Origin of the sequence: Bacillus sp. SKDU12, assembly GCF_010093085.1 — a bacterium.
In the GTDB taxonomy this organism is placed as follows: Bacteria; Bacillota; Bacilli; order Bacillales; family Bacillaceae; genus Bacillus; species Bacillus mexicanus.
Genome location: NZ_MSRC01000001.1, coordinates 1 through 24,609, shown reverse-complemented (window position 1 = coordinate 24,609; position 24,609 = coordinate 1). Strand labels below are relative to the sequence as shown.

The 24,609-nt window shown below is 45.3% G+C and carries 22 protein-coding genes, 1 pseudogene and 1 riboswitch; of the genes and pseudogenes, 20 read left to right on the top strand and 3 right to left on the bottom strand.

Annotation, left to right across the window (positions count from 1 at the left end):
• Positions 1-18 precede the first annotated feature (18 nt).
• A pseudogene (locus BTW01_RS00115) lies at positions 19-226 on the bottom strand (hypothetical protein).
• 80 nt (positions 227-306) lie between these two features.
• Between BTW01_RS00115 and pheS the strand changes: the two are divergent.
• Both pheS and pheT read left to right on the top strand, forming a co-directional pair.
• The gene (gene pheS / locus BTW01_RS00110) at positions 307-1,341 is read left to right on the top strand and encodes a phenylalanine--tRNA ligase subunit alpha (RefSeq protein ID WP_162101041.1); all 1,035 of its coding nucleotides are present in this window, start codon (positions 307-309) and stop codon (positions 1,339-1,341) included.
• Between the two features lie 15 nt (positions 1,342-1,356).
• Positions 1,357-3,771, top strand: coding sequence for a phenylalanine--tRNA ligase subunit beta (gene pheT, locus BTW01_RS00105; RefSeq protein ID WP_162101040.1), 2,415 nt, complete (start codon positions 1,357-1,359; stop codon positions 3,769-3,771).
• A 35-nt stretch (positions 3,772-3,806) separates the two neighbouring features.
• Here pheT and rnhC read toward each other — a convergent pair whose 3' ends face one another.
• Positions 3,807-4,748 carry a ribonuclease HIII gene (rnhC, locus tag BTW01_RS00100; RefSeq protein ID WP_162101039.1) on the bottom strand — a complete coding sequence of 314 codons (942 nt, stop codon included), beginning with the start codon at positions 4,746-4,748 and terminating at the stop codon, positions 3,807-3,809.
• 133 nt (positions 4,749-4,881) lie between these two features.
• On the opposite strand from rnhC, the gene zapA reads away from it, so the two are divergent.
• From zapA to BTW01_RS00035, 13 genes are all read left to right on the top strand, one after another.
• Positions 4,882-5,139: a cell division protein ZapA gene (gene zapA / locus BTW01_RS00095; protein WP_162101038.1), complete on the top strand. Its 258-nt coding sequence runs from the start codon at positions 4,882-4,884 to the stop codon at positions 5,137-5,139.
• Between the two features lie 6 nt (positions 5,140-5,145).
• A complete protein-coding gene (locus BTW01_RS00090) occupies positions 5,146-5,679 on the top strand; it encodes a CvpA family protein (RefSeq protein WP_162101037.1) in 534 nt (177 codons plus the stop codon).
• Positions 5,680-5,752: 73 nt separating this feature from the next.
• Positions 5,753-7,465: a DNA polymerase/3'-5' exonuclease PolX gene (gene polX, locus BTW01_RS00085; RefSeq protein WP_162101036.1), complete on the top strand. Its 1,713-nt coding sequence runs from the start codon at positions 5,753-5,755 to the stop codon at positions 7,463-7,465.
• Between the two features lie 20 nt (positions 7,466-7,485).
• On the top strand, positions 7,486-9,843 hold the full coding sequence (locus BTW01_RS00080; RefSeq protein WP_162101035.1) for an endonuclease MutS2: 2,358 nt from the start codon (positions 7,486-7,488) through the stop codon (positions 9,841-9,843).
• Between the two features lie 14 nt (positions 9,844-9,857).
• Positions 9,858-10,262, top strand: a complete 405-nt coding sequence (locus tag BTW01_RS00075) for a DUF350 domain-containing protein (protein WP_162101034.1) — start codon at positions 9,858-9,860, stop codon at positions 10,260-10,262.
• 188 nt (positions 10,263-10,450) lie between these two features.
• Entirely contained in the window at positions 10,451-12,133 is a 1,683-nt protein-coding gene (locus tag BTW01_RS00070) for an AMP-binding protein (RefSeq protein ID WP_162101033.1), read from the top strand.
• A gap of 117 nt (positions 12,134-12,250) precedes the next feature.
• Positions 12,251-12,835 carry a fatty acid metabolism transcriptional regulator FadR gene (fadR, locus tag BTW01_RS00065; RefSeq protein ID WP_162101032.1) on the top strand — a complete coding sequence of 195 codons (585 nt, stop codon included), beginning with the start codon at positions 12,251-12,253 and terminating at the stop codon, positions 12,833-12,835.
• 13 nt (positions 12,836-12,848) lie between these two features.
• The gene (locus tag BTW01_RS00060) at positions 12,849-13,625 is read left to right on the top strand and encodes an enoyl-CoA hydratase (protein WP_162101031.1); all 777 of its coding nucleotides are present in this window, start codon (positions 12,849-12,851) and stop codon (positions 13,623-13,625) included.
• A 14-nt stretch (positions 13,626-13,639) separates the two neighbouring features.
• Entirely contained in the window at positions 13,640-14,413 is a 774-nt protein-coding gene (gene etfB, locus BTW01_RS00055) for an electron transfer flavoprotein subunit beta (protein ID WP_162101030.1), read from the top strand.
• Positions 14,414-14,448: 35 nt separating this feature from the next.
• The gene (locus BTW01_RS00050; protein WP_162101029.1) at positions 14,449-15,426 is read left to right on the top strand and encodes an electron transfer flavoprotein subunit alpha/FixB family protein; all 978 of its coding nucleotides are present in this window, start codon (positions 14,449-14,451) and stop codon (positions 15,424-15,426) included.
• 416 nt (positions 15,427-15,842) lie between these two features.
• Entirely contained in the window at positions 15,843-16,157 is a 315-nt protein-coding gene (gene trxA / locus BTW01_RS00045; protein ID WP_162101028.1) for a thioredoxin, read from the top strand.
• Between the two features lie 135 nt (positions 16,158-16,292).
• Positions 16,293-18,065, top strand: a complete 1,773-nt coding sequence (gene uvrC, locus BTW01_RS00040; RefSeq protein WP_162101027.1) for an excinuclease ABC subunit UvrC — start codon at positions 16,293-16,295, stop codon at positions 18,063-18,065.
• A 64-nt stretch (positions 18,066-18,129) separates the two neighbouring features.
• Positions 18,130-18,311, top strand: a riboswitch (Lysine riboswitch).
• Between the two features lie 125 nt (positions 18,312-18,436).
• On the top strand, positions 18,437-19,669 hold the full coding sequence (locus BTW01_RS00035) for an aspartate kinase (RefSeq protein WP_162101026.1): 1,233 nt from the start codon (positions 18,437-18,439) through the stop codon (positions 19,667-19,669).
• A 41-nt stretch (positions 19,670-19,710) separates the two neighbouring features.
• Here the strand turns inward: BTW01_RS00035 and BTW01_RS00030 are convergent, their stop codons facing one another.
• Positions 19,711-20,157 carry a YslB family protein gene (locus tag BTW01_RS00030; protein ID WP_162101025.1) on the bottom strand — a complete coding sequence of 149 codons (447 nt, stop codon included), beginning with the start codon at positions 20,155-20,157 and terminating at the stop codon, positions 19,711-19,713.
• A gap of 291 nt (positions 20,158-20,448) precedes the next feature.
• Between BTW01_RS00030 and sdhC the strand changes: the two genes are divergently transcribed.
• From sdhC to gerE, 5 genes are all read left to right on the top strand, one after another.
• A complete protein-coding gene (sdhC, locus tag BTW01_RS00025) occupies positions 20,449-21,057 on the top strand; it encodes a succinate dehydrogenase cytochrome B558 (RefSeq protein WP_162101024.1) in 609 nt (202 codons plus the stop codon).
• Positions 21,058-21,090: 33 nt separating this feature from the next.
• Positions 21,091-22,851, top strand: coding sequence for a succinate dehydrogenase flavoprotein subunit (gene sdhA / locus BTW01_RS00020; RefSeq protein ID WP_162101023.1), 1,761 nt, complete (start codon positions 21,091-21,093; stop codon positions 22,849-22,851).
• Between the two features lie 2 nt (positions 22,852-22,853).
• On the top strand, positions 22,854-23,615 hold the full coding sequence (sdhB, locus tag BTW01_RS00015; RefSeq protein ID WP_162101022.1) for a succinate dehydrogenase iron-sulfur subunit: 762 nt from the start codon (positions 22,854-22,856) through the stop codon (positions 23,613-23,615).
• Positions 23,616-23,902: 287 nt separating this feature from the next.
• A complete protein-coding gene (locus BTW01_RS00010; protein ID WP_162101021.1) occupies positions 23,903-24,346 on the top strand; it encodes an acyl-CoA thioesterase in 444 nt (147 codons plus the stop codon).
• A 115-nt stretch (positions 24,347-24,461) separates the two neighbouring features.
• Positions 24,462-24,609, top strand: a 148-nt coding sequence (gerE, locus tag BTW01_RS00005; protein WP_095252457.1) for a spore germination transcription factor GerE, incomplete at its 3' end; no start/stop codon positions are given.

The following is a 24,609-nucleotide window of genomic DNA, read 5'->3' as shown; positions in this document are numbered from 1 at the left end:
AAACCGTGACAGAGGACCTCAATTTCTGATCAACTGCTTTCCAGGGAGAAAATGCCGCTGACTGAGAGCATTTTTAACGCAGCCGGAAGTTGTCTTCACCTCTTGAGTTGTCACCGGGACCGCGCTGCATTGCGCGTAAAGGTGAACCGGAATCTGATTCCGTTATGTCAATGAAGCTGACGACAGCATTAGTCTGTCTGAAATAAGGGTGGTACCGCGGCCACAACTCGTCCCTTGTACAAGGGGCGGGTTTTTTTGTTTTCCAAAGACATATGACGGTTTGTTTACATAAAAGGAGGATGCAAAATGGAAGAAAAGCTAAAACAGCTGGAACAAGAAGCTTTAGAACAAGTAGAAGCGGCAAGCTCATTGAAGGTTGTCAATGATATTCGGGTGCAATATCTCGGCAAAAAAGGGCCGATTACAGAAGTGCTGCGCGGTATGGGCAAGCTTTCTGCTGAAGAGCGTCCAAAAATGGGCGCGCTCGCGAACGAAGTAAGAGAGCGTATCGCCAATGCGATTGCTGTCAAAAACGAAAAGCTTGAGGAAGAGGAAATGAAGCAAAAGCTTGCGGGACAGACAATCGACGTCACGCTGCCGGGGAACCCTGTCGCAGTCGGCAGCCGCCATCCGCTCACTGTTGTCATTGAAGAAATTGAAGATTTATTTATCGGTATGGGCTACACAGTCGAGGAAGGGCCTGAGGTAGAAACGGATTACTACAACTTTGAATCCCTCAACCTGCCGAAAGAACACCCTGCACGCGATATGCAGGACAGCTTTTACATCACAGAGGAAACTTTGATGAGAACGCAAACCTCCCCTGTGCAAACACGGACGATGGAAAAGCACGAAGGCAAAGGACCGGTTAAAATCATTTGCCCGGGTAAAGTATACCGCCGCGATAACGATGATGCGACGCACTCTCACCAATTTATGCAAATTGAAGGACTTGTCGTTGACAAAAACATCAGCATGAGTGATTTGAAAGGAACGCTTGAACTTGTTGCGAAAAAAATGTTCGGACAAGACCGCGAAATCAGACTTCGTCCAAGCTTCTTCCCGTTTACTGAACCTTCAGTAGAAGTGGATGTAACATGCTTTAAATGCGGAGGAAACGGCTGCTCAGTATGTAAAGGAACAGGCTGGATTGAAATCCTCGGCGCCGGCATGGTTCACCCGAACGTACTTGAAATGGCTGGCTTTGATCCGAAGGAATATCAAGGTTTCGCATTTGGAATGGGTGTTGAGCGTATCGCAATGCTGAAATATGGCATTGATGATATCCGCCACTTCTATACAAACGATGTCAGATTTATTTCGCAGTTTAAACAGGCGTAAGAGGAGGATGCTAGGATGTTTGTTTCTTATAAATGGTTAGAGGATTATGTTGACATAAAAGGCATGGAACCGGCTGTTCTCGCTGAGAAAATTACAAGAGCGGGCATTGAGGTTGAAGGAATTGAATACAAAGGAGAAGGCATCAAAGGCGTTGTCATCGGCCACGTAGTGGAGCGCGAGCAGCACCCGAATGCTGATAAGCTGAATAAGTGCCTAGTGGATATCGGAGCGGAAGCACCTGTACAAATCATTTGCGGCGCGCCGAATGTTGATAAAGGACAAAAAGTCGCAGTTGCAACAGTCGGAGCGGTGCTACCGGGCAATTTCAAAATCAAAAAAGCTAAGCTTCGCGGTGAAGAATCAAACGGCATGATCTGTTCTTTACAGGAGCTTGGCATTGAAAGCAAGCTAGTGGCGAAAGAGTATGCGGAGGGCATTTTCGTATTCCCGAATGATGCTGAAACAGGAAGCGATGCATTAGCGGCTTTACAGCTTGACGATGCGATCCTTGAGCTTGGATTAACGCCAAACCGCGCCGATGCCATGAATATGCTTGGCGTTGCTTACGAGGTTGCGGCAATTTTAGACACAGAGGTAAAGCTTCCAAAAACGGATTATCCGGCTGCTTCAGAACAAGCGTCTGACTACATCACTGTCAAAATTGAAGATCAGGAAGCAAACCCGCTGTATGCGGCAAAAATCATTAAAAATGTCACGATCGCTCCGTCACCGCTTTGGATGCAGACGAAGTTGATGAACGCAGGCATTCGACCGCACAACAACGTCGTGGATATTACAAACTTTGTTCTGCTGGAATACGGCCAGCCGCTTCACGCGTTTGATTATGACAGATTCGGCTCCAAAGAAGTTGTCGTAAGAAAAGCGTCTGAAAATGAAATGATCGCAACCCTTGATGATCAAGAACGTAAGCTGTCTGCCGATCACCTTGTCATTACGAACGGAACGAAAGCGCAAGCTGTTGCTGGTGTCATGGGAGGAGCAGAATCAGAGGTTCAGGAAGATACGAAAACGATTTTGCTTGAGGCTGCGTACTTCAACGGACAGACGGTTCGCAAGGCTTCCAAAGACCTTGGCTTGAGAAGTGAATCAAGTGTTAGATTTGAAAAAGGCATTGATCCGGCACGTGTACGTCTTGCAGCAGAACGAGCGGCACAGCTGATTCATCTGTATGCCGGCGGTGAAGTGCTCACTGGAACAGTTGAAGAAGATCATCTGACAATCGAAGCAAATAACATTCACGTTTCTGCTGACAAAGTGAGCAGCGTTCTCGGCATGACAATCAGCAAAGAAGAACTCATCAGCATTTATAAGCGTCTCGGTTTTACGGTCGGTGAAGCGAATGGCCTTCTCGTTGTGACGGTTCCGTCACGCCGCGGCGACATTACAATCGAAGAGGATTTAATAGAAGAAGCGGCAAGACTGTACGGCTACGACAATATTCCATCTACGCTTCCTGAGACAGCGGGAACAACAGGCGGCTTAACGCCATATCAGGCAAAACGCCGTAAAGTCAGACGTTTCCTTGAAGGTGCAGGCTTATCACAAGCCATTACTTACTCATTGACAAACGAGAAGAAAGCGGCTGCGTTTGCGATTGAAAAATCACTTAATACCGTGCTTGCGCTTCCGATGAGTGAAGAAAGAAGTATTCTCAGACACAGCCTAGTTCCAAATCTGCTTGAGTCCATTTCTTACAACTTGGCGAGACAGACAGACTCAGTCGCACTGTACGAAGTCGGCTCCGTATTCTTGACGAAGGAAGAGGGCACAAAACCTGTTGAAACAGAACGTGTAGCAGGAGCTATTACGGGATTATGGCGCAAGCAGCTGTGGCAGGGAGAGAAAAAACCGGTTGATTTCTTTATCGCTAAAGGGATTGTGGAAGGGCTTTTAGATAAATTAAATGTTCTCGACAGCATTGAATTTGTACAGTCTGAACGCAAACAGCTGCATCCGGGCAGAACAGCGAACATTCTATTGGATGGTTCTCTTATCGGCTTTATCGGCCAAGTTCATCCATCAGTGGAAAAAGAAATCGATATAAAAGAGACATACGTGTTTGAGCTTGACCTTCATGCATTGCTCACAGCGGACACAGCACCGCTCGTTTACACGGCGATTCCAAAATATCCGTCTGTGACACGTGATATCGCGCTTGTAACTGATAAATCCGTCACAAGCGGCCAGCTCGAGAGTGTCATTAAAGAGGCTGGCGGCAAGCTTCTGAAAGAAGTATCTGTCTTTGACGTTTACGAAGGTGAGCATATGGAGGAAGGCAAAAAGTCAGTCGCTTTCTCACTTCAATATGTAAACCCTGAACAAACACTGACTGAAGAAGAAGTGACAAAGGCACACAGCAAAGTGCTAAAAGCGCTAGAAGACACATATCAAGCTGTTTTGAGAGGTTAATAAAAAAGCTTGCAGAGAAATCTGCAAGCTTTTTTCTATGAACGTTTTTTATCAGCAAGGCGCAGCGCTTTCTGCGTATTGGCAAAATGAAGTTTTGTAAAGCTTCTGAGCGCGGATGCTCCTTCTTTAAGGATCAGCTTGGCAGCCGCTTCATCCACGTGCGGGCCGGCACCCTTTGGAAGTGTCATGCCTGCCTCGCGCGACAGTTTATCCATTTCCATTAAAAACGAATACCTTGCAATGATGGAAGCAGCAGCAACTGACAGGTGAATGCCCTCAGCCTTTGTGCTGAAATAAGTCCGCTCCTTCACAATGTCTCTGCCCCTTAAATGATTGAAGTAGACGCCGGGCTCAGCAAATTGGTCAATCAAAATGGCTTCAGGTTTTATCCCATCCATTTTTCTTAACAAATGGGTGATAGCTTGATTGTGCAGCAAGGCTTTCATTTTTCCTTGACTCATACCTTTTTCCTGCATGCTGTTGTACTTCTCATTCGTTAGCACAAGCAGGCTGTACGGAATGGTTTTAATCAGGTTCCGGGCGATTTCAATAATTTGCGGGTCTTTTAGATCCTTAGAATCCTTCACACCGAGTTCCTTCATTAAAGGCAGCATGGTTTTGTCAACGTATGCGCATACAACCGTCATCGGGCCAAAGTAATCCCCGGTTCCAACCTCATCAGAGCCGATAACAGACATTCCGGCGATATCTGCCGGAGGGGCATAGCGGGGATCAGCCGGCTTTTTGGCCGTTTTCTTCTTTTCTTGAGGCACTGCTGTTCCCCAGCGCGCGGATTCTACCGCTGCGTTTTTGCCTTGAAATAAGACCTTGCCTGATTGATATGCTGTAATGGTACAGCCCGGCGGTTTCGCCTGAAAAATGGCTCCCTGCGGAACAGAGGCAGTAAGCGAACCGCTGTACGCCGTTTTCATTTTGTCGATAGCAGACAACGATACTTTTATCACAGAATGGGACACGTAATAATCTCCTTTTTTTACACTTTTCACTGTATATACCAGTGTATCATAACAGCGGGAGGCTCGTCTTTCCATTCATTTAATAAACGTGTTATGATAAGAACTAGGATTCTCGTTGAATGGAGGAGAAACGTTGTCTGACGGCAAAAAAACAAAAACAACCGTTGACATTTACGGCCAGCACTTCACGATAATTGGTGAAGAAAGCAAAGCCCATATGAGGTATGTCGCCGGAATTGTTGATGATAAAATGAGAGAAATTAATGAAAAAAACCCATACCTTGATATAAATAAACTTGCAGTGCTGACAGCTGTAAATGTGGTGCACGATTATGTCAAATTACAAGAGAAATGTGAAAAACTGGAGCGTCAGCTTAAAAAAAAGGATTGAACAACTATGCTAGATATCATCATCATCATCTTGCTCCTGATGGGGACTTTACTGGGGTTGAAACGCGGTTTTATCCTGCAGTTTATCCGCTTGACGAGCTTTATTTTATCGATCGCTTTTGCGGCTTTATTTTATAAAAATGTGGCGCCGCATTTAAAGTGGATTCCCGCTCCTGACTTTTCGGGGGGACAGCCGGCGCTTTCTTTTTTTACGGGAAATTTAGAAACGGCTTACTATAATGCGATTGCGTTCATCGTTTTATTTATCATCGCTAAAATCTTACTGAGAATCATCGGCTCATTCCTGAGTATGGTAACCAGCATTCCGGTGATTAAACAAATCAACCAGTTGCTGGGTGCGGTTCTCGGTTTTCTGGAAGTCTATTTGTTTACATTTGTGCTGTTATATGTCGGATCCGTGCTTCCGGTAGATGCTTTACAGCAAATGATGAGCGAATCATCTCTCGCCAATCTGATCATTAACCATACACCGTATTTGTCAGGGCTTTTAGAAGAGCTGTGGACACAGTACGGGGCATAAAAAAACTTCTCTTGTCCGGAGAAGTTTTTTTCGAGTATGATGGAAACATATGTGAACGTCTGGGGGTTATTGTATGCATAAAAAAGATATTATCCGGCTGCTTGAAACCATTGCAGTCTACATGGAACTCAAAGGGGACAACCCGTTTAAAATATCAGCCTTTCGAAAAGCAGCGGCAGCTCTGGAACAGGACGACCGCAGTTTATCAGAAATGGACGATATGATGTCGCTGTCCGGCATTGGAAAAGGGACGTACAGCGTGATTAAAGAATATATAGATGAAGGAAAGTCAAGCACGCTTGAATCACTGCAAAAAGAAGTGCCGGAAGGGCTCGTGCCTTTATTGAAGCTGCCGGGGCTGGGCGGCAAAAAAATTGCAAAGCTATATAAAGAGCTTGGCGTACATGATGCAGAATCCTTAAAGGAAGCCTGCGAACAGCAAAAGGTGCAAGGTCTGGCGGGCTTTGGCAAAAAATCCGAAGAAAAAATATTACAGGCGCTCGGAGAAGCTGGAAAACAGCCTGACCGTTTCCCGATCGGCTATGCCCTCCGGGTTGCCCGGGACATTGAAGAGCACCTTTCTCAATTGACGGATGTCATCAAATTTTCTCGCGCAGGCAGTCTCCGCAGAGCGCGTGAAACAGTAAAGGATTTGGATTATATCATTGCCACAGATCATCCGAATGAAGTAAGAGAGCAGCTTCTCGCGCTGCCAAATATCAAAAGCGTGATCGCGAGCGGAGATACAAAGGTGTCTGTCATCTTTTCCTTTGAATATGAAACGAGCGTTGATTTCCGTCTTGTGACGGAAGAGCAGTTCCCGACAACGCTTCACCATTTTACGGGGTCAAAGGATCACAACATTAAGATGAGGCAAATCGCCAAAGAACGCGGTGAGCGGATCAGTGAATATGGCGTCGAGACAGTTGAAACCGGGGATATTAAAACATTCCCGAGTGAACGAGAATTTTATGCGCATTTCGGACTGCCGCTGATTCCGCCGGAGCTCCGCGAAAGCGGGCAAGAAGTGGATACCTACAGCGACAGCATTGACCTGATAGAGCCAGAGCAAATCAAAGGAGATCTCCACATGCACTCAACGTGGAGCGATGGCGCATTTTCCATCAGAGAGATGGCTGAAGCCTGCATGAATAAAGGCTATCAATATATGGCGATCACCGATCACTCGCAATATTTAAAGGTCGCCAACGGGCTGACTGCTGAAAGGCTTAAGCAGCAGGCAAAAGAAATAGACGCGCTGAATGCGGAATTCTCGAATTTCCGAATCTTGAAAGGTGTCGAGATGGATATCCTGCCTGATGGCACACTTGATTATGATGATGACATGCTGGCAGAAATGGATATCGTCATTGCATCAATTCATTCCAGTTTTAATCAGCCGGAACACGTCATCATGAAACGGCTTGAGACAGCCCTGACCAATAAACATGTTGACATTATCGCCCATCCGACCGGACGCCTGATCGGCAGACGGGCCGGTTACGAAATTAACATTGATCAGCTGATTGAGCTTGCGAAGAAAACAAATACGGCGCTTGAACTCAACGCCAACCCTGCGCGTCTCGATCTGCGCACAGAACATGTAATAAAAGCAAACGAACAAGGGGTTACATTGGTGATCAATACCGATGCCCATAATATTGAGATGTTAGACGATATGAAAACCGGCGTTACTGCCGCGCGCAAAGGCTGGACGGAAACAAAAAACGTTCTGAATGCCCGGTCACTTGAAGACGTACAGGCATTCCTGAAGCGCAACGATTAAGTAAGGAGGCTCACACAATCGTGCAGCAAAAAGTATTATCAGCTCTTGAATTTCATAAAGTGAAAGAACAGGTTATTGAGCATGCCGCCTCATCGCTCGGAAAAGAGATGCTCCTTGAGCTTAAGCCTTCTGCTTCTTTAGATGAAATTAAAAAACAGCTGGATGAAGTAGACGAAGCTTCTGCTATTATCCGGCTGAGAGGCCAGGCGCCATTTGGCGGTCTTACTGATGTTAGAGGAGCGTTAAGACGGGCGGAAATCGGCAGTGTTCTCAGTCCCTCAGAATTCACTGAAATCTCAGGACTGCTTTATGCAGTGAAACAAATGAAACATTTTATCAGCCAAATGGCTGAAGACGGCGTCGACATTCCGCTGATTCATCAGCGTTCGGAACAGCTTATCACGCTGACCGATTTAGAGCGGGATATTAATTTCTGCATCGATGATCATGGAGAAGTGCTTGATCATGCGTCGGAAACGTTAAAAGGAATCCGTACACAGCTCAGAACACTTGAATCGAGAATCAGAGACAGGTTAGAGTCAATGCTGCGCTCCTCCTCCGCTTCAAAAATGCTGTCTGATACGATCGTTACGATTCGGAATGACCGCTTTGTGATTCCGGTCAAACAAGAGTACAGATCAAGCTATGGAGGAATTGTGCACGACACTTCTTCATCAGGCGCGACGCTGTTCATAGAACCGCAGGCAATTGTCGACATGAACAACTCGCTTCAGCAGGCGAAAGTGAAAGAAAAGCAAGAAATTGAACGGATTTTGCGCATGCTGACAGAGAAAACGGCAGAGCACACAGAAGAGATCTTTCAAGATTTGCACGTGCTGCAGACGCTTGACTTTATTTTTGCAAAAGCCAGATACGCAAAAGCGGTCAAAGCGACAAAGCCGATCATGAACGACAACGGCTTTGTCCGCTTGAAAAAAGCCCGCCATCCACTGCTGCCGCCTGATCAGGTGGTTGCCAATGATATCGAGCTTGGCGGCGATTTTTCAACTATCGTCATTACAGGGCCGAACACCGGGGGGAAAACAGTCACCCTTAAAACATTAGGACTGTTAACCTTGATGGCGCAATCAGGCCTTCATATTCCGGCAGAGGAAGAGTCTGAAGCTGCGGTGTTTGAGCATGTATTCGCCGATATCGGCGATGAACAGTCGATTGAGCAAAGCTTGAGTACGTTCTCATCCCATATGGTGAACATTGTCGGCATTTTAGCAGAAGTTAATGAAAACAGCCTCGTTCTTTTCGATGAGCTTGGCGCAGGGACAGACCCGCAAGAAGGAGCGGCCCTCGCTATGAGCATCTTGGATGATGTGCATCGCACTAATGCGAGAGTACTAGCCACGACCCATTATCCGGAACTGAAGGCGTACGGCTATAACAGAGATGGTGTGATGAATGCCAGTGTTGAATTCGACATCGAAACGCTGTCACCGACCTATAAACTTTTAATTGGCGTTCCGGGACGAAGCAACGCCTTCGAAATTTCAAAACGCCTTGGGCTCCCAGACCATATCATCGGGCAGGCGAAGTCAGAAATGACAGCTGAACATAACGAAGTTGATACGATGATTGCGTCGCTTGAACAAAGCAAAAAACGTGCGGAAGAAGAACTTTCGGAGACAGAGTCAATCCGAAAAGAAGCAGAAAAGCTGCATAAAGAGCTGCAGCAGCAAATCATCGAGCTCAATAGCAAAAAAGACAAAATGCTCGAGGACGCTGAACAGCAGGCGGCTGAAAAAGTAAAAGCAGCAACCAAAGAAGCCGAAGACATTATTCATGAATTGCGCTCCATAAAAGAAGAACACAAATCCTTCAAGGATCACGAGCTGATCAACGCGAAGAAACGGTTAGAAGGCGCTGTTCCTGCTTTTGAAAAGTCCAAAAAACCGGAAAAACCGACAACACAAAAACGCGACTTCAAGCCTGGTGATGAGGTGAAGGTACTCACCTTCGGGCAAAAAGGAACACTGCTTGAAAAAACCGGGAGCAATGAATGGAATGTCCAAATCGGCATTTTAAAAATGAAAGTAAAAGAAAAAGATTTAGAGTTTATCAAATCAGCTCCGGCACCGAAAAAAGAAAAAATGATAACGGCGGTCAAGGGAAAGGATTATCACGTATCGCTTGAACTTGATCTTCGCGGCGAACGCTATGAAAATGCCCTCAGCCGTGTTGAAAAATATTTGGATGATGCAGTGTTAGCCGGTTATCCACGAGTGTCAATCATCCACGGAAAAGGCACCGGCGCTTTAAGAAAAGGCGTCCAGGAACTTCTGAAAAACCACCGCAGCGTCAAGAGCTCCCGTTTCGGTGAAGCGGGTGAGGGAGGATCAGGCGTTACGGTTGTTGAACTAAAATAAAAGGGAGTATGACCATGAGTGATTTTTGGGAAAACGAGCTTGTGGAAATCGCGGCATATTACAGTGTCGCGGTTCTCTGCCTCGTCCTCTTTTTGACTGTGTTTGAGCTGGTGACGGCTTACAAAAACTGGGAAGAGATTCAAAAAGGGAATGTTGCGGTGGCAATGGCGACCGGCGGAAAAATTTTAGGAATCGCAAATGTATTTCAGCATTCCATCTCCCAGCACAATTCTCTGCTGCAAATGATAGGCTGGGGCGTTTACGGATTTGTCATGCTTCTGATCAGCTACTTTATTTTTGAGTTTTTGACTCCGAGATTTAAAATTGATCAGGAAATCCAGAATGATAACCGGGCTGTCGGCTTCATTTCATTTGTCATCTCTGTGGGGCTTTCTTTTGTGGTGGCAGCCGGAATATAAGGGGACGGAGAATAGATGGAAAAGCTTGCAAAAGTACTGCTCACTGTAGCGGGAATTTTTTTGTTAATCGGTCTTATATATCTGTTCGTATCATGAGAAAAAGAAAGATTTACCTTTCTTTTTCTTTTTTTTACCGTGCATCTGCTATAATGAGAGGGTGAAAATCTAAAACCGAAAGGGGAGGTTTTATGCAGTCAAAAAAACCGTGGCTTACCGAGTATCCCGACGATATCCCGCATGAGCTTCCGTTACCGAACAAAACCCTGCAATCCATCCTGACAGACTCCGCTGCACGATTCCCTGATAAAACCGCAATCTCTTTTTATGGAAAAAAACTCACCTTTCATGACATTCTGACAGATGCCCTTACACTCGCCGCTTTTTTGCAGGACATCGGCTTGCAAAAAGGAGACAGAGTGGCTGTCATGCTGCCCAATTGCCCGCAAGCAGTCATTTCCTATTATGCCGTCTTGTTTGCCGGCGGCATCGTGGTGCAGACGAATCCGCTCTATACTGAGCATGAGCTTGAATACCAGCTGCGAGATGCGGAGGCGAGCGTGATCATCACCTTAGATTTACTGTTCCCAAAGGCTGTAAAAATGAAAACGTTATCAATTGTGAAGCAGGTTTTGATCACCAGCATAAAAGATTATTTGCCTTTTCCGAAAAACATCCTTTACCCGCTGACGCAAAAACAAAAAGTGCACATCGACTTTGACAAAAAAGATCATATTCATATGTTCGCTTCCAGCATGAAGGGGGAAAAAATTGCGCTCTTGACAATCCCAAAGATTGATCCTGAACATGATATTGCTGTTCTCCAGTATACCGGCGGGACAACAGGGGCTCCCAAAGGGGCCATGCTCACACACCAAAATATTTTGGCCAATACTGACATGTGCTCCGCCTGGATGTATGGTGTAAAAGAAGGGGCTGAAAAAGTACTTGGCATCGTCCCGTTTTTTCACGTCTACGGACTGACAGCAGTAATGAATTATTCGATTAAACTAGGCTTCGAAATGATCCTGCTTCCTAAGTTTGATCCGCTCGAAACGCTTAAAATCATCGACAAACAGAAACCGACCCTTTTTCCGGGCGCACCGACAATTTACATTGGCCTCTTACATCATCCCGAACTGCAGCAATATGATTTGTCATCCATTAAAAGCTGTCTTAGCGGATCAGCTGCGCTGCCTGTGGAGGTAAAGCAGAAATTTGAAAAGGTAACCGGCGGAAAGCTTGTGGAAGGCTACGGCTTATCTGAAGCCTCCCCAGTGACACACGCCAATTTTGTCTGGGGAAAAAACAAGCAGGGCAGTATCGGTTGTCCTTGGCCGGGTACTGACGCAGCAATCTATTCAGAAGAAACGGGCGGGCCTGCCGCTCCGTATGAACATGGAGAAATCATTGTAAAAGGGCCGCAAGTCATGAAAGGATATTGGAATAAACCAGAGGAAACTGCCTCTGTACTAAGAGACGGCTGGCTGTTCACCGGAGACATGGGTTATATGGATGAAGAGGGCTTTTTCTATATTGCCGACAGAAAGAAGGACATCATCATCGCCGGCGGCTATAATATTTATCCGCGTGAAGTAGAAGAAGCGCTTTATGAACATGAAGCTATCCAGGAAATTGTTGTGGCCGGTGTGCCAGATCCCTACAGGGGAGAAACAGTAAAAGCGTTTGTTGTGTTAAAGAAAGGCGCAAAAGCTGATGAAGAGGAGCTGGACGCTTTTGCGAGATCCCGTCTTGCTCCCTATAAGGTGCCGAAAGTCTATGAGTTTAGAAAAGAGCTCCCGAAAACGGCGGTTGGGAAAATATTAAGAAGGCGTTTACTTGAAGAAGAAGTTGAAAATCATCATATGAAATAAAAAATGATATGAGAAAAAGAGAATACCTATGAATAAACTTGACAAAGCTGAAAATCCTTTTTATTATGAAAATATGAATGAATAGTCATTCATTTCTATAGAGAGGAACGATGAACATTGAAGCAAAAACGGCCAAAGTATATGCAGATTATTGATGCAGCAGTAGAAGTCATTGCAGAAAACGGCTACCACCAGTCACAGGTATCTAAAATCGCCAAACAAGCCGGAGTGGCGGATGGCACCATCTATCTTTATTTCAAAAATAAAGAAGATATTTTAATTTCTCTTTTCAAAGAAAAAATGGGCCAATTTATTGAGCGGATGGAAGAGGACATAAAAGAAAAGACAACAGCGAAAGAGAAACTTGCACTTGTGATTTCAAAGCATTTTTCCCTTTTAGCGGATGATCATAACCTCGCAATTGTCACTCAGCTTGAACTCCGCCAGTCAAATTTGGAGCTGCGCCAGAAAATCAATGAAGTATTAAAAGGCTATATGAATATTTTGGATAATATTTTGACAGAAGGCATACAATCAGGCGAATTAAAAGAAGGTCTTGATGTCCGCCTCGCCCGGCAGATGATATTCGGAATGATTGACGAAACCGTGACAACTTGGGTGATGAATGACCAAAAGTATGATCTTGCCGCCTTGTCAGACAGCGTTTTAGAACTGTTAGCGTCTGGAATTCATAATAAGTAAAGGGGGCTTGTCTATGAATGCAATATCATTGGCAGTTGATCAATTTGTGGCAGTCTTGACGATTCACAATCCGCCGGCAAACGCGCTTTCCAGCCGGATATTGGAAGAGCTGTCTTCCTGTCTTGATCAATGTGAGACAGATGCAGGCGTACGAAGCATCATCATTCACGGTGAGGGAAGATTTTTCTCCGCCGGCGCCGATATTAAAGAATTCACATCGCTTAAAGGCAATGAGGATTCCTCACTGCTGGCTGAGCGAGGCCAGCAGCTGATGGAGAGGATAGAAGGGTTTTCAAAACCGATAATCGCGGCAATCCACGGTGCCGCTCTTGGAGGCGGACTGGAGCTTGCGATGGCTTGTCATATCAGAATTGCGTCAGAGGACGCCAAGCTGGGGCTGCCCGAGCTTAACCTCGGTATTATTCCGGGTTTTGCGGGAACACAGCGTCTGCCGAGGTATATCGGTACAGCTAAAGCATTAGAGCTCATCGGATCAGGAGAACCAATATCAGGGAAAGAAGCGCTTGATCTCGGGCTTGTATCAATTGGAGCAAAAGATGAAGCGGAGGTGATTGAAAAAGCAAGGACACTTGCTGCTAAATTTGCAGAAAAAAGTCCGCAAACACTGGCATCACTGCTTGAGCTGCTTTATTCGAACAAGATATATTCCTACGAAGGAAGCTTAAAGCTTGAAGCAAAACGGTTTGGAGAAGCATTTCAGTCAGAGGACGCTAAAGAAGGCATCCAGGCCTTTCTCGAAAAACGAAAGCCTCAATTCAAAGGCGAATAAAAGGGGATATGATCATGAATCTATTTGTACTGATGAAACGGACGTTTGACACAGAAGAAAAAATCATGATTGAAGCCGGAAAGATTCAGGATGACGGAGCGGAATGGATCATTAATCCATACGATGAGTACGCGATAGAAGAAGCCATTCAGCTGAAGGAAAAGCATGGCGGCACGATCACCGCTGTTACGGTCGGCGGTGAAGAAGCCGAGAAGGAATTGCGTACGGCGCTTGCCATGGGATGTGACCAAGCCGTTTTAATCAACATAGAAGATGATCTCGAAGAACCCGATCAATATTCCGTTTCTCAAGTCTTATATCACTATATGAAGGATCAGGAATTTGACTTGATTCTCGGCGGAAATGTCGCCATTGATGGAGGATCAGGGCAAGTAGCGCCAAGGCTTGCTGAGCTGCTGGACATCCCGTGCATCACAACGATTACAAAACTCGAAATCAACGGCGCTGATGCGGAAGCGGAAAGGGATGTAGAAGGGGATATTGAAAAAATCAAAACGACGCTCCCGTTGCTTGTCACAGCTCAGCAGGGCTTAAACGAACCGCGCTATCCTTCGCTTCCGGGGATTATGAAGGCCAAGAAAAAGCCGCTTGAAGAGCTGGAACTTGATGATCTCGGTCTTGACGAAGAGGATGCCGAACCAAAGGTGAAAACCATTGATCGTTTTCTGCCATCGAAAAAAGAAGCCGGGAAACTTCTCCAAGGTGAGCCTGCCGAACAGGCAAAAGAGCTCGTCTCATTGCTCCGCAGCGAAGCTAAAGTCATATAAAGCTCGAACATTCAAAGAAACAGGGGGATGTTAGAATGGGAAAAAAAGTGATCGTACTAGGAGAATGCCGCAATGGAGAATTGCGGAATGTCACCTTTGAAGCATTAGCTGCAGGAAGAACCATTTCAGGTGATGGAGAAGTCATCGGTGTTCTCATCGGAGAAAATATTCAAAGCGTTGCACACGAGCTTCACCATTACGGAGCTGATAAAGTTCTCACAGCCGAAGACCCAAACCTGAAAGCATACACGGCAGATGGCTACAGCCAGGTCATGAGATCCATTATTGACCAAGAAAAGCCGGATGCAGTGATTTGCGGGCACACGGCAATCGGAAAGGACCTTTCGCCGAAGCTCGCGGCTCGTCTGCAAACAGGACTGATTTCTGATGCGACAGATGTAAGCGTTACCGGAGGGAATATCGTGTTAACCCGGCCGATTTACTCGGGGAAAGCATTTGAACACGTGATTTCGACCGATCCGATGGTTTTGGCAACGATTCGCCCCAATAATATTCAAGCTCCAGAAAAAGACCTCAGCAGGTCGGGAAGTATCGAAAGCGTTGACGTTTCTCTTACTGATCTCCGCACTGTTATTCAAGACATTGTGAAAAAAACAGCGGACGGCGTTGATCTTTCCGAAGCAAAAGTGATTGTTGCAGGCGGCCGAGGGGTCAAAAGCAAGGAAGGATTTGAGCCGCTGCAGGAGCTTGCCGAGGTGCTGGGCGCAGCAGTAGGGGCATCTCGCGGGGCGTGTGACGCAGATTATTGTGATTATGCTCTCCAAATCGGGCAGACCGGGAAAGTCGTCACCCCGGATTTGTACATCGCCTGCGGTATTTCCGGCGCTATCCAGCATTTGGCCGGCATGTCAAACAGCAAGGTAATCGTCGCTATCAATAAAGACCCTGAAGCTGATATCTTCAAAATAGCGGATTACGGCATCGTAGGCGATTTATTTGAAGTCGTTCCGTTATTAACTGAGGAGTTCAAACAATTAAATATACACTCGTAAAGGAACTCCCGTGCTGCTGAAGTTCGGAGAGGGTGTACACAAAACAAATATAATAAAAGTACCGCCATTGGCATGTACTGCGTGCCGATTTTTATCCGAAAGAGAGCGCCGGCCTTCATACCGACTCTCTTTTTCATGTTTTAAAACCGCTCCGGCAGGGTATAGTAAGGTACATGACAAAAGAGGAGATGTTATTCTATGCTTCGTACCATTCTTATGATTATCGGGGCGATTGTAGTGATTGGGGCCATTATCAGATTCGTATTTTAATGAAAAGGGGACATCCCATTCAATCCAGAAAATATGAGTAAACCGATTGTGATCAGGAAAAAATAATTTATAAGCATTAAAATAGCGTGAATGAATGGGAGATGCTATACTAAAAATCATCATTTCACAATTGGAGGAATTCAATAATGGCTATCGTAAAAGCAACTGATCAATCTTTCTCAGCTGAAACAAGCGAAGGCGTCGTAGTGGCTGACTTCTGGGCTCCTTGGTGCGGACCTTGTAAAATGATTGCACCTGTTCTTGAAGAACTGGATCAAGAAATGGGAGACAAACTGAAAATCGTAAAAATCGATGTAGACGAAAACCAAGAAACAGCTGGAAAATACGGCGTTATGAGCATCCCGACACTTCTTGTGTTAAAAGACGGAGAAGTAGTTGAAACTTCTGTCGGCTTCAAACCGAAAGAAGCACTACAAGAGCTTGTAAACAAACATCTTTAATTTTTGGCTGTTTACATGCCAGAGCGATTCCGATTGAGGGATCGCTTTTTTTATTCGCCAATCGTGAAGCATAGAGAAAAACAAACGTTCGTGTTAAACTGGAAACAAAGGATTACACATAAGGAAGGGTAATGTATGAACAAACAACTAAAAGAAAAACTCGCCCTCCTTCCCGATCAGCCCGGGTGTTATCTCATGAAGGACCGGCAGCAGACTGTGATTTACGTAGGAAAAGCAAAAGTGCTGAAAAACAGAGTGCGCTCCTACTTTACCGGTTCTCATGATGCGAAAACACAAAGGCTTGTGACGGAAATCGAGGATTTTGAATATATCGTGACGTCCTCCAATTTAGAAGCGCTTATTTTAGAAATGAATCTAATCAAAAAGCATGACCCGAAATACAATGTCATGCTCAAAGACGACAAAACCTATCCCTTCATCAAACTCACACAAGAACGCCACCCAAGACTGATTGTCACCCGCAATGTCAAAAAAGACAAGGGGCGCTATTTCGGGCCGTACCCGAACGTACAATCCGCAAGGGAAACAAAAAAACTGCTCGACCGTCTCTATCCTCTCAGAAAATGCTCCAAGCTGCCGGACAGGGTGTGCCTTTACTATCATCTTGGGCAATGTCTCGCTCCGTGCGTAAAGGATATTTCTGAAGAGACAAACAGAGAGCTGGTAGAGGGCATTACCCGCTTTTTAAAAGGCGGCTATAATGAGGTTAAAAAAGAGCTTGAAGAGAAAATGCTTGAAGCTGCTGAAAATCTTGAGTTTGAACGGGCAAAAGAGCTTCGTGACCAAATCGCTCATATTGAATCAACGATGGAAAAACAAAAAATGACGATGAACGATCTAGTCGATCGTGATGTATTCGCCTATGCGTATGATAAAGGCTGGATGTGCGTGCAGGTCTTTTTCATACGCCAAGGAAAACTTATTGAACGCGATGTCAGCATGTTCCCGCTTTATCAGGAAGCAGATGAAGAGTTTCTTACGTTCGTCGGGCAATTCTATACAAAAAACAACCACTTCCTTCCGAAGGAAATTTTAGTTCCGGACAGTGTCGATCAATCCATGATTGAGCAGCTGCTGGAAACAAACGTACACCAGCCAAAAAAAGGCTCGAAAAAAGAACTGCTTATGCTGGCTCATAAAAACGCGAAAATTGCGCTTAAAGAAAAGTTCTCTCTAATCGAGCGGGATGAGGAACGTTCCATTGGGGCCGTGCAGAAACTTGGCGAAGCATTGAATATTTACACTCCGCATAGAATCGAAGCATTTGATAACTCAAACATACAGGGGACAAATCCTGTTTCCGCGATGATCGTGTTTATAGACGGCAAACCGAATAAAAAGGAATACCGCAAATATAAAATCAAAACCGTTACAGGGCCGGATGATTATGGTTCTATGAGAGAGGTTGTCAGAAGACGCTATACGAGAGTGCTTCGCGACAATCTGCCGCTGCCTGATCTGGTCATCATTGACGGAGGAAAAGGACAGATCAACGCCGCAAGGGATGTCATTGAAAATGAACTCGGCTTGGATATCCCAATTGCGGGCCTGGCGAAAGACGAAAAACACAGAACCTCAAATCTGCTAATCGGAGATCCGCTGGAGGCGGTGTATCTGGAACGAAACAGCCAGGAATTTTACCTTCTGCAACGCATTCAGGATGAGGTGCACCGCTTTGCGATCAGCTTTCACAGGCAAATCCGCGGGAAAAGCGCATTTCAATCCGTATTGGATGATATCCCGGGTATCGGAGAGAAACGAAAGAAAATGCTGTTGAAGCATTTCGGTTCTGTGAAAAAAATGAAGGAAGCAAGCCTTGAGGACATTCAAAAAGCGGGTGTTCCCGGAGCGGCGGCTCAGCTGCTTTACGATAAATTGCAAAATTAATGTTGTCCTTTTAAAAAAGATCTGATAAAATGTGAACTAATTTCATAGTTAGATCGTGTTATATGGTGAAGATAGAGGTGCGAACTTCAAGAGTAAGCCTTTAGAGAATGATGGATTCTGTGAAAAAGGCTGAAAGGGGAGCGTCGCCGAAGCAAATAAAACCCCCCATCGGTATTATTTGCTGGCCGTGCATTGAAGAAATGTAAGGCTGTCAAGAAATCATTTTCTTGGAGGGCTATCTCGTTGTTCATAATCATTCATGATGATTAATTGATAAGCAATGAGAGACATTCCTCTCATTGCTTTTTTATTGTGGACAAAGCGCTCTTTCTCCTCACCCGCACGAACCAAAATGTAAAGGGTGGTAATACATGAGTCTTATTGTACAAAAATTCGGAGGTACTTCCGTCGGCTCAGTCGAAAAAATTCAAAATGCGGCAAACCGCGCAATTGCAGAAAAACAGAAGGGCCATCAAGTCGTTGTTGTCGTTTCGGCTATGGGAAAATCCACTGACGAATTGGTCGGCCTTGCAAAAGCAATTTCTGACCAGCCGAGCAAACGTGAAATGGATATGCTGCTGGCGACGGGCGAGCAGGTCACCATTTCCCTGCTTTCCATGGCGCTGCAGGAAAAAGGCTATGACGCAGTTTCCTATACGGGCTGGCAGGCGGGAATCCGTACGGAATCTGTGCATGGAAACGCCAGAATTACAGATATAGACACTTCGGCTTTAGCAGATCAGCTTGAGCAAGGAAAGGTTGTCATTGTCGCGGGATTCCAAGGTATGACAGAAGACGCTGAAATCACGACATTGGGCCGGGGCGGTTCTGACACAACAGCAGTTGCTTTGGCTGCCGCATTACAAGCGGATAAATGCGATATATACACGGATGTGCCGGGAGTGTTTACAACCGATCCGCGCTTTGTGAAATCTGCGAGAAAACTTGCCGGTATCTCATACGATGAAATGCTTGAGCTTGCTAATTTAGGCGCTGGCGTTCTTCACCCGAGAGCTGTTGAATTTGCGAAAAATTATCAAGTGACGTTGGAAGTGCGTTCAAGTACAGAAACAGAAGCGGGAACATTAATTGAGGAGGAATCATCCATGGAGCAAAATCTAATTGTCAGGGGCATTGCGTTCGAAGATCAAATCACAAGGGTCACCATTTACGGCCTGACTGGCGGCCTGACAACCTTGTCCACAATTTTTACAACACTTGCGAAAAGAAACATTAACGTCGATATTATCATCCAAACGCAAGCCGGAGACAATCAGGCCGGCATTTCCTTCTCTGTCAAAACAGAAGACGCCGCTCAAACCGTTAAGGTGCTTGATGAGTATAAAGACGCTCTTGAATTTGAGAAAATCGAGACAGAAAGCAAATTGGCTAAAGTATCCATTGTCGGATCCGGCATGGTCTCAAACCCTGGTGTAGCGGCTGAAATGTTTGCTGTACTGGCGGAAAAAAATATTTTAATCAAAATGGTCAGCACATCTGAAATCAAAGTTTCAACCGTTATAAGCGAAAATGACATGGTGAAAGCAGTCGAAGCGCTGCACGATGCATTTGAGCTTTCAAAACACCCTTCAGCTGTGCAATGACAATCAAAAAAGGCGGGACTGTGCAGTCACCGCCTTTTTTATTACACTGGGTCTTTCATATCCCATTTTACAGTCAGAACCACTTTATCGGCTCTCTTTTTCACTTGTTCATATGATTCGGCAATCTGGTTATTCATGAGTTGGATTTGTTCAGCAATAAAACCAGCTTCCATCTGAAAGCATGGTTCTTTCTGATGTTTAAGCCGGTTGGAAATGAGCGGCCCTTCAAGTTCAAATTCAAGCTCCTGTTTTTTAGTACTTACGTTGGTGAGAGTTCCCCAGCCTGCTTCTTCAAAGAAGGCCGGAAATTCCTCCCATGATTCAAGAGGAAACTTACGGGCGAGATGTTTTCCTGCCCAATACATCATGGAAGAGTAATCTTGGCCAAGTATATCCGGGAGAACGATCTCTCGTATTAGTTCGTAGGCATAGGCATTCATTTCTATTTCTTTTAGATTATCAATAGATGCTTCGTATTTAGACTTCATATCTGTCTCCCCTCTCTCCTCCGTATATTATAGCCTAAACAGGGGGAAGGATTACAGAATGATCCTGTAATTCTTATGAAAAATTAAGCAAAAACATATATTGATAAAATAAAATTTTTGAATCTGCTAATCAATTCGGAAAATTATAATTTATGTACGCGTTTTCTTGACGCCCTTTTGAGGGAGGAGTAAAATGAAATTGTCAATAAATCTTAATAAAGTGCTTACAATTGAAAGAAGTGGGGGAAGAGATTTAGCACATTTCGCACTTATCAAACAGGGGGTAACGTAATGTCTGGGAACAGAGAGTTTTATTTTCGAAGATTGCATTCCTTGCTTGGCGTCATACCGGTCGGCATCTTTCTCATTCAGCATTTAGTCGTCAACCAGTTTGCCGCAAGAGGCGCTGAAGCATTCAATAATGCTGCTCATTTTATGGATAGTCTGCCTTTCAGGTATGCATTGGAAATTTTTATTATCTTCTTACCATTAATTTATCATGCAGTTTATGGTGTGTACATAGCGTTTACTGCAAAAAATAACGCAGGCCAATACAGCTATATGAGAAACTGGCTCTTCGTCCTGCAGCGTGTAACCGGTATTATCACCCTCATCTTCGTGAGCTGGCACGTATGGGAGACCCGCATTGCCGCACAAATGGGCGCTGAAGTCAATTTTGACATGATGGCGAATATTTTGAGCTCTCCGGCTATGCTTGGCTTTTATATTGTCGGTGTTTTGTCCACAATTTTCCACTTCTCGAACGGTTTATGGTCTTTCGCTGTGACATGGGGTATCACGGTAACGCCTCGTTCTCAAAGAATTTCGACATATGTTACGCTAATTATTTTTGTTGTCCTGTCTTACGTAGGCTTAAAAGCGATTTTTGCATTTGTATAAGAGTACTAGATTACTAGAGGGAGATGGGCTATCATGAGTCAATCAAGCATTATCGTAGTCGGCGGAGGTCTCGCGGGCCTCATGGCGACAATAAAAGCAGCGGAATCAGGAATGGCGGTTAAGCTGTTTTCCATCGTTCCTGTTAAACGTTCTCATTCGGTTTGTGCGCAAGGGGGCATAAACGGAGCGGTCAATACAAAAGGGGAAGGTGACTCTCCGTGGGAGCATTTTGATGACACTGTATACGGAGGCGACTTTCTTGCCAACCAGCCGCCGGTCAAAGCGATGTGTGAAGCGGCGCCTTCAGTCATCCACTTATTAGACCGGATGGGCGTTATGTTTAACCGGACACCTGAAGGCCTGCTTGATTTCCGCCGATTCGGGGGCACACAGCACCATAGAACAGCTTATGCGGGTGCAACAACGGGACAGCAGCTGCTGTACGCGCTGGACGAGCAAGTGCGCAGATACGAAGTTGCCGGTCTGGTCACAAAATACGAAGGCTGGGAATTTCTTGGCGCAGTATTAGATGATGACAGAACCTGTCGCGGAATCGTTGCGCAAAATCTGACAAACATGCAAATTGAATCCTTCCGTTCAGATGCTGTCATTATGGCAACGGGCGGACCGGGCATCATTTTTGGAAAATCGACTAACTCTATGATTAATACAGGCTCTGCTGCGTCGATCGTTTATCAGCAGGGAGCGTATTATGCAAACGGGGAATTTATTCAAATCCACCCGACAGCCATACCGGGCGATGACAAACTAAGGCTGATGAGTGAATCAGCGCGCGGTGAAGGCGGACGAGTGTGGACATATAAAGACGGTAAACCGTGGTATTTCTTAGAGGAAAAATATCCGGCTTACGGAAACCTGGTGCCGCGTGATATTGCGACACGCGAAATATTTGATGTGTGTGTCAACCAGAAGCTCGGCATTAACGGTGAAAATATGGTGTATCTCGATCTGTCTCATAAAGATCCGAAAGAGCTGGATATTAAGCTCGGCGGCATTATTGAGATTTATGAAAAATTCATGGGAGACGACCCGCGAAAGCTCCCGATGAAGATCTTCCCGGCAGTCCATTATTCAATGGGCGGTTTATGGGTGGATTACGATCAAATGACAAACATCCCGGGACTGTTTGCAGCTGGAGAATGTGATTACTCTATGCACGGCGGCAACCGCTTAGGGGCAAACTCCCTGCTTTCTGCGATTTATGGAGGAATGGTGGCGGGACCGAATGCGGTGAAGTATGTAAACGGCTTAGAATCTTCGGCAGAAGACATGTCTTCGTCTTTATTCGATGCTCACGTTGAAAAAGAAGAAGAAAAATGGGCTGAGATGATGAGCATGGACGGAACTGAAAATGCTTATGTTCTCCATAGAGAGCTCGGTGAGTGGATGACAGCAAACGTCACGGTTGTCCGCCACAATGACAAGCTATTGAAAACAGATGACAAAATTCAAGAGCTAATGGAACGGTTTAAAAAGATTAATATCAATGACACGACAAAATGGAGCAATCAAGGAGCGATGTTCACCCGCCAGTTCTCGAACATGCTTCAGCTTGCAAGGGTTATTACCCTTGGCGCATACAACCGCAACGAAAGCCGGGGCGCTCATTATAAACCGGATTATCCTGAACGTAATGATGATGAATGGCTTAAAACAACAATGGCTAAACATGTAAGTCCGTATGAAGCGCCGGAATTTGAGTATCAGGATGTCGATGTATCGCTGATACCGCCTCGGAAACGGGATTACTCGAAGAAGAAGGTGGCGAAATAATCATGAGTGAACAAAAAACAATACGATTTGTTATTACACGTCAAGATACAGCGGACAGCACGCCTTATGATGAAGAATTTGAAATTCCATACCGCCCGAACTTAAATGTTATTTCTGCTCTGATGGAAATTCGTCGGAATCCAGTTAACGCGAAAGGTGAAAAGACAACCCCTGTTACATGGGATATGAACTGCCTCGAAGAAGTGTGCGGCGCGTGTTCGATGGTCATAAATGGAAAGCCCCGCCAATCCTGTACGGCGCTAATCGACAAGCTTGAACAGCCGATTCGTTTAAAACCAATGAAAACATTCCCTGTCGTACGTGATTTGCAGGTTGATCGCAGCAGAATGTTTGATTCGTTGAAAAAGGTAAAAGCGTGGATACCGATTGACGGTACGCACGATTTAGGACCGGGGCCGAGAATGCCGGAAAAACGCCGTCAATGGGCATATGAATTATCAAAATGCATGACGTGCGGCGTCTGTCTTGAAGCCTGCCCGAATGTGAATAGCAAATCAAAGTTCATGGGGCCGGCACCGATGTCCCAAGTCCGTCTGTTTAACGCGCATCCAACAGGCGCCATGAATAAATCTGATCGATTAGAAGCACTGATGGATGAAGGCGGCCTTGCAGATTGCGGCAACTCGCAAAACTGCGTGCAATCCTGCCCGAAAGGCATTCCGCTCACCACATCGATTGCAGCTTTGAATAGAGACACAAACTTACAAGCATTCCGCAATTTCTTCGGAAGCGACAGAGTATAAGAAGCAAAAACTATTGTTGACAAAATCATAAAATAATTTACATTTTTCATTATATGTTAAACGTGATTGAAAATCCTCGAAGTCGAAAAAGGGTGAGCATCGGAGCAGACTTTCACAGAATGTGATGAAGGCGGTGTTTAGGCAGGACGACTAAGTATGCAGCCGCCTTTCTTTTCATCATTCGTGAGCCCGACGCGCAGGCCTGACAAAGTATGCGAGGGTATGTCGACACGCTGAAACCTCTTCCGCATGGGAGAGGTTTTTTAACAATAAGGAGATGAATAAAGATGAGGCTTCCCGCTTATATAGACATGCCGTTTCAAGACTGGCAAACGTCCTTCTCTTTTTTTAATGAAGTATCCGTTCGGTTTTCCGAGACAGACATGTTTGGGCATATGAATAATGTAATCCCTTTCATATATTTTGAAGAAGTGCGGATCTCCTATTTCCAAAAACTCAATATGATGAACAATAATAAACAGACTATGACGGTTGTGGCGAGCCAGCAATGCGATTATTTGCGGCAAGTCATGCCTTATGAAAAGCTGCGCGTCTATGTGAAAACAAGCGCTGTCGGCAGCTCATCCCTTACCTTGCACTATCTCGGAGAAAACTGTAAAGGCGAGCCTTGCTTTACCGGGGCCGTTGTGATGGTCCAAGTCTCAAAGGATAGCGGCAAGGCTGTCAGCTGGACGGATGAGGAAAAAGAAAAGCTTCTCCATACACCATAAACTAATTCTCTTGTATACGTCACCTCCAGTGCTCTTCTTACATATGATATCTCGACTATATCAAAACCCATTCGTTTCTGATTCGCTCTCACCTTAGCAAGGAGGGTTACAATACTTGAAGGAGAAAGAATTTCAATCGAAGCCGCTGCTAACGAAAAGAGAAAGAGAAGTGTTCGAATTGCTCGTTCAAGATAAGACAACAAAGGAGATTGCAAGCGAGCTATTTATCAGTGAGAAAACCGTTCGAAACCATATTTCAAATG